The organism is Dongia sp. (assembly GCF_041906375.1).
Taxonomy (GTDB): Bacteria; Pseudomonadota; Alphaproteobacteria; order Dongiales; family Dongiaceae; genus Dongia.
In genome coordinates this window covers 838,347-851,803 of record NZ_JAYRJJ010000002.1, presented here as the reverse complement: position 1 = coordinate 851,803, position 13,457 = coordinate 838,347, and the positions used below count along the sequence as shown (strand labels likewise).

Here is a 13,457-nt window from a genome sequence, read left to right as displayed (position 1 = left end):
CGCTTTATGAACCAGCAGCGGCCCCAGATCAACTAAGGGGGATCAACTAGGGGGTGAAGGGAGGGGATTGGAATCGGAGCTCGGCTTACGCAGACAAGATCCGCTGGCCGACGGTCCAGGGGCGGTCGAATTGGGGGCGGCCGTAATGATAGCCTTGGAGGTAGTGGACGCCGGCCTTGATGAGGACCTGGGCATCGGCCTCGTTCTCGACGAATTCGGCCACGGTCTCCAGGCCGAAGGTGCCGGCCAATCCCATCAGGTTGCGGATGAAGAGCTGCTGGTCGACATTGTTGGCAAGGTTACGCACGAAGGAACCATCGATCTTCACCAGATCGACGGTGAGTGCCTTCAAATGCCGGAAGCTGGTGAAGCCGGCGCCGAAATCGTCGATGGCGACGCGGCAGCCGGCATCGCGCACGACATTGACGAAGCGGGCCGATTCCTCGATGTCGTGGAGGGCCGCCGTCTCGGTGATTTCGACGATCAGGCGCGGCGCGATATTCGGCGTCGATTTGACCGCGGCGATGAGGGCGCGCAGCCAGGATTGATCGGTGGCGGTGAGGCCGGAAATATTGAGCGAGAGGACCGTGGCCGCATCCTTGCGCAGCTCTTCGACCGTCATGTCGAGCACGTAGCGATCCAGGAGCCGCGTCATACCCAGTTGCTCGACCACCGGGATGAAGGCGCCGGCCGGCAGGATCTCGCCCTTGGGGTCTTTCATGCGCAGCAGGCATTCGTATTTCGAGACCGTCATCGATTGCGCATGGATGATCGGCTGATAAGTGAAGATGAGGCGCTGCTCGCGCATCGCCTGCTGCACCTGGGTCCCGATATCCATGGCGCGCCGATGCAGCAGGGTCTGTTGTTCCGACGGCCGATAGACGTTGTAGCAGCAGCGTCCAGCCTTTTTGGCATAGGTGAGGGCCGATTCCGCCTTGGTCATCACTTCATAGGCGGTGTTGACCAGGCCCGGGAACATGACGCAGCCGACGGAAACAGTGATGGGGATTGACTGCCCGTCGATCTCGATCGCCTGTTCGCGCATGGTCTGGATGATGCGGTCCATGCAGCTGACGATACATTCGTCCGGACAATTGGTGAGGAGGACGCCGAAACGGTCGCCGCCCAGCCGGCCGATGACGTCTGAAGCGCGCAGCATGCGGTCGAGCCGCTGGCCAATGGCCACCAGGACCGCGTCGCCGATTTCGTAGCCATAAGCGTTGTTGACCATGGCGAGCTTGTCGACGCCGATGACCAAGAAGGCGCCGTCGACCTTGAAGCGGCGGCTGAAGGAAAGGGCGTGCTCCAGCTCGTCGCGCAGGCGCGCGCGGTTGAAATGGCCGGTGAGCTCGTCGTAATTGGCGATGCGCTCGAGCCGTGCCTCGTTCTGCTTCCTTTGCGTGATGATGCGCATGACGCCGGACATGGCGACCGGCATGCCGTTGGCGTCGATCTCAACGCGACCGCGGTCATGTACCCAGATGACGACACCCTGCCCATTGCGGACGCGGTATTCGCAATCGTAATTGTCGCCCTGGCTGAAATGGTCGGAGAGGGCCTTCAAGCGCCGGGGAAGATCCTCGGGGTGGATGCGGTTGTTGAAGCCATGGCCGCTGGCGATGGCGTTCTCGCCCTCGCCCAGCACCTCCTCGATCTCGCCCGCCCAGGAAAGGCGGTCGGAGAGGATGTCCCATTTGTAAAGAATATCGCCCGATGCGCCGATGGCTGTGCGCAGCCAATCCGCATTCGGGGTCGCTGCGCCACCGTGGACCGGCTCGGCATAAGCAGGGTCCTGTGCCGTTTCCGGCGCCAGGGAAGTCAGCCCTTGCTCGTTCCTCAAAGCCGTCACGAGCGCTCCTCTGTCGCCGTCACTCGGTACCATCCAGCGACCCTAACGCCAGAGTCTAAACAAAGTCCTAAAAGCTGACTGGTTGGGTATTTTTCCGGCCCCCGGGAGGCGCCAGAGAGGGGTCGCGGGAGCGACGCGGAGATATCCACAGGAGTCTCGGGTGGCATGGTAAATATTTGGTAAAATTGACGAAATTAATGCCGGAGTCGCACGATGATGTGATCAGATTCTCAAGGGTCGCCCTTGAATGGGCTTGTCCCTAACTCCAATTTATCTAAAATTCTATCTAATTCGGATCTGAGGCCTGACCGCACGCTGGGGCCTTCGGTTCGGGCGCCGCACCGTTACGTCAATGTCACCCGGGGGAACTTCCGCCGCATGGCCGAAATCGGTCCGCTCCTGCTGCCGCCACCGACCGCCCTCAGCGGCCGTGGCGTCACGTCTGTGCGGAACGGCAAGGGCGACGCGCGCGAGGATGCCGCGCTCACGCAGGTCGAAGCCGCCGGCGATGCGACCGGCGGCCCCCGCGCCAAGAATTTCCGCTTCCGTGTTGTCGACGGCGGGCGCAGCGATCAGCTTGGCAATGCCGAGGTGCCGGCGCGTACGCAAAGGGACGCGGCCGAGGCCGACACGGCCAGCGCCCGCTCAGGTCGTGCCGCCATCGGAAGCACGCCATCGGCCAGCAAATCCGGCAATGGTACGGTGCCGGCCGGGACCCCGGTCGCCACTTTTCTCGCGCAACTCATCGCCCAGGAACAACTGGCCCCGGGTCTTTATGATCCCCCGGTCAAGGCCGCCGACCGCGCCTATCGTCAGGCCGGCGCCGAGCCGCCCTTGAACGATGCCGAGACCGCAACCGCGCGCTTCAAGATCGCGGTCTGATCTGAACTGATCGCCCGCTGATCTTGTTGCGGCGGTCACGGCGGGGTCGTTAAGCTCGGCCCCGCATGACACCTTTCGGACAAAGATTGCGCGATTTGCGCCAGGCCCATGGCCGGCAGCTCAAGGACATGGCCAAGGCGCTGAAAGTGAGCTCCGCTTATCTCTCGGCCCTCGAACATGGCCACCGGGCGCGGCCCAAGACCGGCTTCGTGCAGCAGGTGGCGGCCTATTTCAACCTCGCCTGGGACGAAGTCGACGACCTCCAGGCGCTGGCCGACCTCTCCGATCCCAAGATCAGCATCGATACCGGCGGCCTCTCGCCGCTCGCCACCGAACTCGCCAATCGCCTCGCCAAACGCATCGGCGATCTAGACGCCGCAACCTTGACCAGCCTCAACGAGCAATTGAAGCCGAAATAGACTTCCTTCAGCATGCACCCCGTTGAGCATCCCGAGTCGGGCGTGCTGTTTTGAAGGGCATATGATGGCAGTCGAACGGACCGGCGGTTGGGCTGAGGCGCTGAGCGTCTATTTCACGCCGCGCCAGATCATCATCCTGGTCATGGGCTTTGCCAGCGGTCTGCCGCTTCTGCTGACGCTCTCGACCTTGTCCTACTGGCTCTCTAAACTCGGCGTCGACAAGACGACAATCGGCCTCTTTGCGCTGGTCGGCGCGCCCTATACCTTCAAATTCGCCTGGTCGCCGATCATCGATCAGATGCCGCTGCCTGTGCTGACTCGCCTGCTTGGCCGGCGCAAGAGCTGGCTGCTGGTGTTGCAGATCCTGCTGGCTGCGGCGATCTTCGGCATGGGACAGACCGACCCTGTAGCAGCACCGACGGCGACGGCGCTGATGACGATCCTGGTGGCCTTCTTTGCAGCAAGCCAGGACATCGTCATCGACGCCTATCGCATCGAATTGCTGGACGATGACGAGCAGGGCGCCGGCGCCGGCACCACGCAAGTCGGCTATCGCATCGGCATGCTGCTGGCGGGTGCGGGTGCGGTTGCCATGTCGGACTTCATCGCCTGGCCCACCATCTTCGCCATTCTGGCCGGCGCCATGCTGCTCTGCGCGATCTTCACCCTTCTCATTCCGGAACCGAAGGTCGCTGTCAGAGCCCAACGCCAGGGAAGCTATGCCGAATGGCTGACCGAGGCCGTCATCCAGCCCTTCGCCGATTTCATCGGGCGGCGCGGCTGGGTGGTCATCCTGCTCTTCATCCTCTTCTACAAATTCGGCGATGCCTTCGGTGGCACGATGGCGACGCCCTTCTATAACGAGCTCGGCTTTACCGGCACCGAGATCGCGGCGATGTCGAAGGTCTATGGACTGATCGCCTCGCTGGTGGGCGGTGTGCTGGGTGGGCTCGTCGTGGCACGGATCGGCCTGTTCAAGACGCTGCTCATCGGCGGCGTGCTGCAGGCGGTCACCAATCTGCTGTTCAGCTATCTGGCCCTTAAGGGTAACAACCTCCTCTGGCTGGGCGTTGCGATCACCGCCGATAATCTTGCCGGCGGCATTGCCGCGGCGGCGTTCGTGGCGTATCTCTCGGGCCTCTGCAACGTCGCGTTCACCGCCACGCAATATGCGCTGCTGACTTCCTTCATGGCGCAGGGCCGCACGGTGATGTCGAGCGGCAGCGGGTGGCTTGCGGATCACATGGATTGGATCAGCTTCTGGGCGCTTACCGCTTTCATGGCGGTCCCGGGCCTGCTGTTGCTGCTCTGGATCGCGCGGCTCTATCCGCAGGGCCTTACCCAAAAACCGAATGACTGACACCAAGCCCATCGTCGCCATCACCTATTGCACACAATGCCGCTGGCTGTTGCGGGCTGGCTGGACGGCGCAGGAATTGCTGGTGACGTTCGAGGATGAATTGGGCGGGGTGACGCTCATTCCCGGCAGCGGCGGCGTGTTCGATGTGACGGTGGACGGCGTCATCGCTTGGTCGCGCAAAGTCGAGGGCCGCTTTCCCGAGCTCAAGGAACTCAAGCAGCGCATCCGCGATCTGGTGGCGCCGGAGCGGCCTCTTGGACATTCGGACAAGAAGGCCGACGGCGACACGCCGTGATGAATTCGTGACCTGTCGAATTGCTGACGATCCGGCGGGCGAAGTTCGTCGAATTTTCATCGCGCTGCCCCATTTCCGCCCCGATTGAGAGCGAGTCTCCCGCGCATCACGAATCGCGTGACACACTTGCTCAACAGGGAAGGGGAATCCCATGCAGCTTCTCCGCCAGACCTTCTTCTTTCTGCGCCACGGTGAAACCGACTGGAACCGCATCGGCCTCGTGCAGGGCCAGGTCAACATGCCCTTGAACGGCACCGGCCTTGCCCAGGCGCGCGCGGCGCGCGACATCCTGCGGGATCAGGGCATCGGTACGATCTGCACCAGCCCCCTCGACCGCGCCAGCCTCACCGCCGATATCGTGGCAGCCGGCCTTCATGTGCCGGTGCGCGAGATCGCGGCGCTCAAGGAATGCAATTTCGGCGAACGCGAAGGTCATCCCAAGGGCCCTTGGTACGATGCCTGGCGCAGAGGTGAGGAAAATGGGGGCGAGACCCCGCGCGGGGCGGAACGCTTCAGCCATTTCATGGAACGGGCGCTGGATGGCCTCAACGAGGCACTGATGAGCCCCCGCAACAATCCCGGCCCGGTCCTCATCGTCGCCCATGGCGGCATTTATTGGGCGATCGAGCGCTTCGCCGGCCTTTCCCGCCGCGAGCGCATCCCCAACGGCGTGCCCCTGTTCCACGCCCCGCCGCCCAAGTCGCTGCTGCCCTGGCGCCGGGCCCGGATCGATGGCTTCGCGGCAGCTTAAATATTATGAATATCATATAGTTACACGTAATCCCCGGGCTTGACCCGGGGATCTGCCGGCAAGCAATGACTATCGCGCCCGGTCGCCCCTGATCCCCGGGTCAAGCCCGGGGAAGACGACCGGAAGGCCCCCAATATTGCCCCCAATCTTGCATGGGGGCCCCCCGCGTGACATAACACCCGCCGCCCGTTCCAGAACGGCTCTGGAACCCTAGGGAACAAGTTGGCGGAACATGGAAAAATTCACCAAACTCAGCGGGATCGCAGCACCCATGCCGATCCGCAATGTCGATACCGACATGATCATCCCGAAACAGTTCCTGAAGACCATCAAGCGCACCGGTCTGGGGAAGAACCTGTTCGACGAGATGCGCTATACGCCGGATGGCAAAGAGATCCCGGATTTCGTGCTGAACAAGCCGCAATACCGCAAGGCGCAGATCCTGGTCGCCGGCGACAATTTCGGCTGCGGCTCGTCGCGCGAGCACGCCCCCTGGGCGCTCGCCGATTTCGGCATCCGCTGCATCATCAGCACCAGCTTCGCCGACATCTTCTATAACAACTGCTTCAAGAACGGCATCCTGCCGATCAAGGTCTCCAAGGAAGACGTCGCCAAGCTGATGGACGATGCCGAGCGCGGCTCGAACGCGGTCGTCTCGGTCGATCTCGAGGCCCAGGAAATCCGCGGCCCCGACGGCGGCTGCATCAAGTTCGAAGTCGACGCCTTCCGCAAGCATTGCCTGTTGAACGGCCTCGACGATATCGGCCTCACGCTGCAGAAGAAGTCGTCGATGGACGATTTCGAGACCAAGAACAAGCTCAGCCAGCCCTGGCTGTGGAACTAACGAGCTAACACCCCTCACCCCGACCCTCTCCCCGCTATCGCGGGGCGAGGGAGTTCCTGCCGAGATCGGCACATAGCCCCTCGGCCCCCAGCCGACGAATGTCGGCCTGCGCCGACGGCGGAGAGGGGTTGGGGTGAGGGGACTTTTTCCCGCCAACTCCGTCCGATCCAGAGAAAAAAACATGTCCAGCAATTCGAAGAAGATCCTGATCCTGGCCGGCGACGGCATCGGCCCTGAAGTCATGGGCGAAGTGAAGCGTGTGCTTTCCTGGTTCGAGAAGCGCCGCGGCCGTGGTTTCGAGACCGAGGACGGGCTGGTCGGCGGCTGTTCCTTCGACAAGCATGGGACGCCCCTGACCGACGCCACCATGCAGAAGGCGATCGACGCCGATGCGGTGCTGCTGGGCGCCGTCGGTGGACCGAAGTGGGACAATCTGCCGTTCAAGGACAAGCCGGAACGCGGCCTGCTGCGCCTGCGGAAGGACATGGAACTGTTCGCCAACCTGCGCCCCGCTTTGGTGTTCGACGCACTGGCCGAGGCCTCGTCGCTGAAGACCGAGCTCGTGAAGGGCCTCGACATCATGATCGTGCGCGAACTCACCGGCGGCGTCTATTTCGGCAGTCCCCGCGGCATCGAGACCCTGCCCAATGGCGAGCGCCGCGGCATCAACACCCAGGTCTACACGACCAGCGAGATCCAGCGCGTGGCGCGCGTGGCCTTTGAACTCGCCCGCAAGCGCAACAACAAGCTCTGCTCGGTCGAGAAGGCCAATGTCATGGAATCCGGCGTGCTGTGGCGCGAGGAAGTGCAGAAGCTGGGCGATACCGAATACAAGGACGTGCAGCTTTCCCACATGTATGCCGACAATTGCGCGATGCAGCTGGTGCGTCAGCCCAAGCAGTTCGATGTCATCGTCACCGACAATCTGTTCGGCGACCTGCTCTCCGATTGCGCGGCGATGCTCACCGGCTCGCTCGGCATGCTGCCCTCGGCCAGCCTGGGTGCTGCCGATGCCGGCGGCAAGCGCAAGGCACTCTATGAGCCGGTGCATGGGAGTGCCCCGGACATCGCCGGCCAGGGCAAGGCCAATCCGCTGGCCTGCCTGCTCTCGCTCTCGATGATGCTGCGCTATTCCTTCGACCTCGGCGCCGATGCCGATCTCCTGGACAAGGCCGCCAACAATGTGGTGGCCAAGGGCTTCCGCACCGGCGACATCATGGCGCCCGGCTGCACGCTGGTCGGCACCAGCCAAATGGGCGACGAGATCCTGAAGGAACTGGACCGGCTCGCCGCCTGACGCCGCGGCTCGATCTCAGCAGGTCAGAAACGCCGGCAGCGGGTTCGTTGCCGGCGTTTTGTTTGTGCTTGCCACGGCCCCCATCGGCGTCCCATCATCTGCCCGAAACAATAAGACCTTACACCTCTTAAGGCTGAGCGCCGGCGCGATGCGTCGGATTGATTTCGATCAAGCCGCATCGCTTCGGCAGGCGCCAGAGTGACATCGATCTAACTGACAATCATCCGCATCTGACATCGGGAGTTTCCGCCATGGCCATCCGACATATCCTCGTGCCGCTGTTCGGTTATGACGGCGACCGCACTTCGCTCGACGCCGCCCTGGTGGTCGCCAAGCGCCACGGCGCGCATATCGCGGTGCTGCATGTCGAAACCGACCCGCTGGAACAGACGCCGCTGATGGTCGATGTCGGCGTCGCCATCACCGAACTGGTCGAGGCGGCCGAGCGCCATGCCCAGCACCGCGCCAAGAATGCCGCCAAGACCTTTGCCGATTGGCAGGCGGCGACCGGCATCCCGGTCGATGCGCAGCCTAGCGTGCACCCGGCCGTCACCACGGCCTTCCAGAACATCAAGGGGAATGAGGAAGACCTCATCAGCCGCTATGGGCGCCTCACGGATCTCGTCGTGCTGGCGCGCCCGAAGAAGAACGAAGCGGCCGACCTCATCGCCGTCCGCATCGAGGATGTGCTGTTCGGCGCCGGCCGGCCGGTGCTGCTGGTGCCCAACGGCATGTCAGCCGAGACGCTGGCGCATCTCGAAGACGGGCCGGCGCTGGTCGCCTGGAACGGTTCGATCGAAGCGACCCGCGCTGTCACCGCCGGGCTCGACCTCATCAAGGCGATGGGCAAGGTACGTGTCGTCTCGATCAAGGAAGGCAAGCGCGATGCCCATCCCGCCGGCGACCTCACGCATTTCCTGGCCTGGCACGGTGTCTCGTGCAGCGTCGGCGAAGTGCCGGGCGACGCCCACAAGGCGACCGCCGAGCATTTCCTTGCCGCCGCGCGCGAAGCGAAGGCGACGCTCATCGTCATGGGCGCCTATAGCCATGGCCGTTTGCGCCAGCTAGTCTTGGGTGGGGTGACCAGTCATATGATCGATGCCGCCGATCTGCCGGTGCTGATGGCGCATTGAGACAAGGGGCGATGGGCGCGAGGGCGCGATGGGAGCGGGACGGCGATCGCTTCTGCTGAGTTTGGTCGTGCTGGCGGGGAGCAGCCTCCCCGCCGCCGCCAACTGCCCCTGCCCCAAATCGAAGATGATCGAGCTTTACGGCACGGTCTCGATGTTCCCGCCGCAGCTGCCTGGGCCGCGCCTCCACCAGCCGCAGCGCGTGGCGCCAAAACCGGCCGTGGCGGTCACGGCCTTGCCCAGTATGGAGCAGATAGCGCGGCAGATGCCGACCCCCACGCTCGATCGGATGGCCAATCCGCTGCTCTGGGACCCGATCTTCGTCGCGCAATAAAGTTGCGCGTGTTTTTCCCGAGCCACCTGCGGCGCAAAGTCTCTCGACAAGGCCGGCCGGTCCGGTATAAAAAACGCCGTTTCGACGGTTCAGCCGTCGTTTTGTCAGGATCGATGGCGATGCGCGTTTTTGCGGATCATGGGACGAAGGTGATGGGGACGGCTCTGCCGGCCGGCATCCTCGCCTGCGCTATCGCCACCACCAAGACCGCCACCAAGACCACCGGCAAAACCACCGGGGTCTAAACGCGGCCATTGGGTTTTCATCCCAGGACAAAGGCCGCAGTTCGATGCGGCCTTTTTGTTTTTGGGCATTTGTTGACCGGTTTTCCCAGCAGGATTTGGCTGGGCGCCATGTGTGAGAAAGAAGTGAGGACATCATGGGTTATCGCGTAGCCGTGGTCGGCGCCACGGGCAATGTCGGGCGGGAAATGCTGCAGATCCTTTCCGAACGCCAATTCCCGGTTTCGGAAGTTATCGCCCTCGCATCCGAGCGCTCGGCGGGGTCCGAGATCTCCTTCGGCGAGGATGAGGTGCTCAAGGTTCGCTCGCTCGACAAGTTCGATTTCAAGGGTACCGACATCGTCCTCTCCTCGGCCGGCGCCAAGATCTCAGCGGCCTTCGCGCCGAAGGCTGCTGCCGCCGGCGCCGTGATCATCGACAATACCAGCCATTTCCGCATGGACCCGGATGTGCCCCTGGTGGTGCCGGAAGTGAACCCGCAGGCCATCGCCGGCTACACCAAGAAGAACATCATCGCCAACCCGAACTGCTCGACCATCCAGATGGTGGTGGCGCTGAAGCCGCTCCATGACATCGCCAAGATCAGCCGCGTGGTCGTCTCGACCTATCAATCGGTCTCGGGCGCCGGCAAGGAAGGCATGGACGAACTCTTCAACCAGACCCGCGGCGTCTATATGAACCAGTCGCCGGAACGCACCAAGTTCACCAAGCAGATCGCCTTCAACGTCATTCCGCATATCGACGTCTTCATGCAGGACGGCTTCACCAAGGAAGAATGGAAGATGACGGTCGAGACCAAGAAGATTCTCGATCCGAACATCAATGTCGTGGCGACCTGTGTGCGCGTGCCGGTCTTCATCAGTCATTCCGAAGCCGTGAACATCGAATTCGAGCGCGACATCTCGGTCGAAGAAGTGCGCGCGGCCCTGCGCTCGGCCAAGGGTATCACCGTCGTCGATCACCGCGCCGATGAAGGCTATGTGACGCCGCTCGAAGTCGCCGGCGAGGACAATGTCTATGTCAGCCGCATCCGCAAGGACCCGACCGTGAAGAACGGCATCGTGCTCTGGGTGGTCGGCGACAACCTCCGCAAAGGTGCGGCCCTCAACGCCGTGCAGATCGCCGAAGTCCTGGCGCAGGACTATCTGAAGCAGAAGGCGGCGTAAGCAATACCCCTCACCCCAACCCCTCTCCCCACTGTCGTGGGGCGAGGGGCTTGCAGCAGGTGCCGAAAAACTCCCTCGCCCCGCTCGCGGGGAGAGGGTTGGGGTGAGGGGCGCTTCAATGGTCTAGATATTAGAAGAATGCCCGCAACCCTCCGTCCCGCGACTGAAGCCGATCACGAGGCGCTGCGCGCTCTCGACGATCGCCTCATCGCCGAAGCAAGCCTGCCCGGCGCCACCCGCACCGATTTCCAGCGCTTCCAACGCCGCTTCACCGACAAGGCCCTCGCCGACACCAACCCCAAAAGCCGCCTCATTGTTGCAGCCGATGGCGACGGCAAAATCCTCGGCTACATCCACCTTCAACCCACCCATGGCGACGTGCTCGACCGCGAGACCGGCTATGTCAGCATCATCGCCGTCGCCGAGGAGGCAGCCGGCCAGGGCGTTGGCAGGAAGCTGATGGAAGCGGCGGAGAGCTGGGCGAGGGAGCAGGGATATCCGTCACTGCTGCTAGACGTGTTTGCGAGCAATGAGACCGCCCGGCGATTCTATGAAAGGACCGGGTTTGTCGAAGATAGCGTTCGATTGCGCTGCAATCTCAGCAAATAGCGGCGCACGTTGCCTTCGCGCCCAATCTATTCTCGTGGCTTCGACTGCTTCAGGCTCCGCTTTGATCTTTTCGCTTCAATCTCGTCGAGGCGCCGCTGAAGCGATTCCGTTCCGGGATAAACCGTGATAACTCCCGCCTCAAACAATCTAAGTTGTTCTTCTGCCTTCCTAGCTCCTTCCCAGATATCCGTCTCCGGCAGAATTGTTGGAACTGGAATGTCAGCGGAAGGAACAAAGCCGATGGTTTGAGCAGCCACGTGCTCATACATCGCGCGATTGGCCATTTTGTTCATTGCAACATGCAGATCGACAGGGATCCTCTGCTGTGAGTTTTCCCGGGACCATTTCAGCGATTCATGTGGCAGAAATTTTGGCACTTGCAATGGGGCGGGCTTTGGCTCCGGCGGCAGGCCCGCCTCGCGCCGCCACTTCCATCGTTGCGCCGGTGTCGGCCCGCAGAACAACAGGCGTCCTTGGTAGACGCCGCCCAAGTGAAGATGAAGACCAGGTTCGATGGCGCAGCGCTGAAGGAAGCTCTTGCTGATCGGCAGGTGAGAGGAAGTGAAAACCGGTTCCCGGGTCATGCCGTCATAGGTGCAGGAGGTTCTGACGGCTTGTCTGCTGAGAATGCCGGAAACGGTCTTGGCAAAAGCGGTGACCTCCGGATCCTCGGTGTCATAGGGAAGCTCCGCCCTGAACCCGCCGAGCGAAGCGAGTATCCGGAAAGGTGGTATCGCCTTTTCCGGTATTTTAAGCGCGGCCGCGACGGCGGCGGGTGGCGGTTCAATGGTTATGCCGCACAACATCATACCGCATTCAGTGGTTGGAGCCTTGAAGTAGACCGTCCTGCCGAATCGTCGAAAAGCCTCTTTCGAATCCTGATAGGGTCGGCGATGCGGCCGGCCGATCAAGCGCTGCGGATTGCCGGTTGCTATATCTTCAGGCCACGGCACCCTGAGAGCGAGCGCATAGTTATGTGCATATTTGCCGGCGGCGTTCAGCTTCGGCTTAAAATGCTCAACCATGTCGTCCACGAAATCGGGCCGGCGCGGCTCTTGACCTAGTTCATGAAAATGATGCGATCGCGGAAACATCACAAGGGTCGGATAGAGACGCTTGAGTTCTGATTGGAGCGCCGCCACATCCTGCATTGTCAGATATGGCGCCACTTCCCACCAGCTCATGCGGACGAATTCGTTCCTGCGTGCCATTGCGTGCCACTCCATGAGAATGTCAAAGGCCTAAAATAACAGCCCATAAAACTCAGCGCGGCGGTGTTGCGGGCAGATCCGGGTCATCAGGATAAGTTCGCTGTTTGTCCTTTTTATAGTTGCGCTGACACCAGGTCGAAAAACCTTTTCAAACCCCGGTGGATAGGAGATCAGCGCGCTAGCGCCGCCACCCACTTGTCCTGGGTCTCGATGATCTTCAATTCATCCGAACCCGTGGCGGCGGTTTCGGCGACGATGTGGCTCATGCCGGCGACGGCGGCTTCGATGGCGGCTTTGAGGTCCTGGTCGCGCAGGTAGCGGGCGGTGAAGAGGGCGGCGAAGGCGTCGCCCGTGCCGGAGGCGAAGAGCGGGTGGCGGCGGGTCGTGGCCATCGAGATGGTACCGGGATCGCCGGCGCTCTTTCGCGCCAGCGCGATGACGGCAAGCTCGTCCGGGTGGTCGGGATCGGGAACGCCGGTGCCGATGATGGCGCGGGCGGGGGTGCGCCTGGCCAAGGCGTGAAGGGCCTCGACCGCCTGGGCACGGCTGCCCACCTCACGCCCCGTCAGATGCCCCAGCTCATAGACATTGGGCGAGAGCACGTCGGCGATGGGAACCAGGATCGAGGAGAGCGCCAGCGCCAGTTCCGGCTTCACATACATGGCGCCCTGGTCGCCGATGACGGGATCGAAGATATAGATCGCGCGCGGATTGAGCGCCTTGATCTCGGCCACCACTTCGGCCACCAGATTGGCCGTTTCAGGGGCACCGAGATAGCCGGTGAGGATCGCATTGGCCTTGCCGAGGACGCCGAGCTTCCTTACCCCGTCGATAAGTTCGCGCACCTGTGCTGCGTCGAGCACGCGCCCGGTGACGGTCTTGTGCGCCAGATGATTGGAGAACAGCACCGTGGGCGCCGCCCAGACCGGATGCCCCATGCGCTCCAGGATGAAGCGCGAGGCCTGGTGGCCGACATGGCCGTAAACGACCTCGGACTGGATGGAAAGGATGGGCATGGGCTTGGTACTGGCGCTGTCGTTAGGGGGCAAACACGGCCCGGAGCCTAGG

General features: G+C 62.5%; 15 protein-coding genes. 12 read left to right on the top strand and 3 right to left on the bottom strand.

Annotated elements, in window-relative coordinates; genetic code table 11:
• Nucleotides 1-85: 85 nt before the first annotated feature.
• Nucleotides 86-1,849, bottom strand: coding sequence for a putative bifunctional diguanylate cyclase/phosphodiesterase (locus tag ACE3OA_RS10875; protein WP_374310774.1), 1,764 nt, complete (start codon nucleotides 1,847-1,849; stop codon nucleotides 86-88).
• A 378-nt stretch (nucleotides 1,850-2,227) separates the two neighbouring features.
• On the opposite strand from ACE3OA_RS10875, the gene ACE3OA_RS10870 reads away from it, so the two are divergent.
• The 12 genes from ACE3OA_RS10870 (at nucleotide 2,228) to ACE3OA_RS10815 (ending at nucleotide 11,178) form a co-directional block, all read left to right on the top strand.
• Entirely contained in the window at nucleotides 2,228-2,731 is a 504-nt protein-coding gene (locus tag ACE3OA_RS10870; RefSeq protein ID WP_374310773.1) for a hypothetical protein, read from the top strand.
• A gap of 86 nt (nucleotides 2,732-2,817) precedes the next feature.
• Nucleotides 2,818-3,150: a helix-turn-helix domain-containing protein gene (locus tag ACE3OA_RS10865; protein WP_374310772.1), complete on the top strand. Its 333-nt coding sequence runs from the start codon at nucleotides 2,818-2,820 to the stop codon at nucleotides 3,148-3,150.
• A 61-nt stretch (nucleotides 3,151-3,211) separates the two neighbouring features.
• Nucleotides 3,212-4,510 carry an MFS transporter gene (locus ACE3OA_RS10860; protein ID WP_374310771.1) on the top strand — a complete coding sequence of 433 codons (1,299 nt, stop codon included), beginning with the start codon at nucleotides 3,212-3,214 and terminating at the stop codon, nucleotides 4,508-4,510.
• Nucleotides 4,503-4,805: a SelT/SelW/SelH family protein gene (locus ACE3OA_RS10855; RefSeq protein WP_374310770.1), complete on the top strand. Its 303-nt coding sequence runs from the start codon at nucleotides 4,503-4,505 to the stop codon at nucleotides 4,803-4,805. Before ACE3OA_RS10860 ends, ACE3OA_RS10855 begins: the two co-directional genes overlap by 8 nt.
• Before the next feature lie 151 nt (nucleotides 4,806-4,956).
• Nucleotides 4,957-5,556 carry a histidine phosphatase family protein gene (locus ACE3OA_RS10850; RefSeq protein WP_374310769.1) on the top strand — a complete coding sequence of 200 codons (600 nt, stop codon included), beginning with the start codon at nucleotides 4,957-4,959 and terminating at the stop codon, nucleotides 5,554-5,556.
• A 232-nt stretch (nucleotides 5,557-5,788) separates the two neighbouring features.
• Nucleotides 5,789-6,400: a 3-isopropylmalate dehydratase small subunit gene (leuD, locus tag ACE3OA_RS10845; protein WP_374310768.1), complete on the top strand. Its 612-nt coding sequence runs from the start codon at nucleotides 5,789-5,791 to the stop codon at nucleotides 6,398-6,400.
• Nucleotides 6,401-6,581: 181 nt separating this feature from the next.
• Nucleotides 6,582-7,697 (top strand): 3-isopropylmalate dehydrogenase, encoded by a 1,116-nt coding sequence (gene leuB / locus ACE3OA_RS10840; protein ID WP_374310767.1) that lies wholly within the window; start codon nucleotides 6,582-6,584, stop codon nucleotides 7,695-7,697.
• Nucleotides 7,698-7,948: 251 nt separating this feature from the next.
• Nucleotides 7,949-8,830, top strand: a complete 882-nt coding sequence (locus ACE3OA_RS10835; protein ID WP_374310766.1) for a universal stress protein — start codon at nucleotides 7,949-7,951, stop codon at nucleotides 8,828-8,830.
• A gap of 67 nt (nucleotides 8,831-8,897) precedes the next feature.
• A complete protein-coding gene (locus ACE3OA_RS10830; protein ID WP_374310765.1) occupies nucleotides 8,898-9,161 on the top strand; it encodes a hypothetical protein in 264 nt (87 codons plus the stop codon).
• Between the two features lie 119 nt (nucleotides 9,162-9,280).
• Complete coding sequence (locus ACE3OA_RS10825) at nucleotides 9,281-9,406, top strand: hypothetical protein (RefSeq protein ID WP_374310764.1); 126 nt, start codon at nucleotides 9,281-9,283, stop codon at nucleotides 9,404-9,406.
• Nucleotides 9,407-9,540: 134 nt separating this feature from the next.
• The gene (locus tag ACE3OA_RS10820; protein ID WP_374310763.1) at nucleotides 9,541-10,569 is read left to right on the top strand and encodes an aspartate-semialdehyde dehydrogenase; all 1,029 of its coding nucleotides are present in this window, start codon (nucleotides 9,541-9,543) and stop codon (nucleotides 10,567-10,569) included.
• Nucleotides 10,570-10,707: 138 nt separating this feature from the next.
• Entirely contained in the window at nucleotides 10,708-11,178 is a 471-nt protein-coding gene (locus tag ACE3OA_RS10815) for an N-acetyltransferase family protein (protein ID WP_374310762.1), read from the top strand.
• Between the two features lie 26 nt (nucleotides 11,179-11,204).
• Here the strand turns inward: ACE3OA_RS10815 and ACE3OA_RS10810 are convergent, their stop codons facing one another.
• Nucleotides 11,205-12,389: a hypothetical protein gene (locus ACE3OA_RS10810; protein WP_374310761.1), complete on the bottom strand. Its 1,185-nt coding sequence runs from the start codon at nucleotides 12,387-12,389 to the stop codon at nucleotides 11,205-11,207.
• Nucleotides 12,390-12,559: 170 nt separating this feature from the next.
• Nucleotides 12,560-13,405: a pyridoxal kinase gene (gene pdxY / locus ACE3OA_RS10805; RefSeq protein ID WP_374310760.1), complete on the bottom strand. Its 846-nt coding sequence runs from the start codon at nucleotides 13,403-13,405 to the stop codon at nucleotides 12,560-12,562.
• Nucleotides 13,406-13,457: the final 52 nt, after the last annotated feature.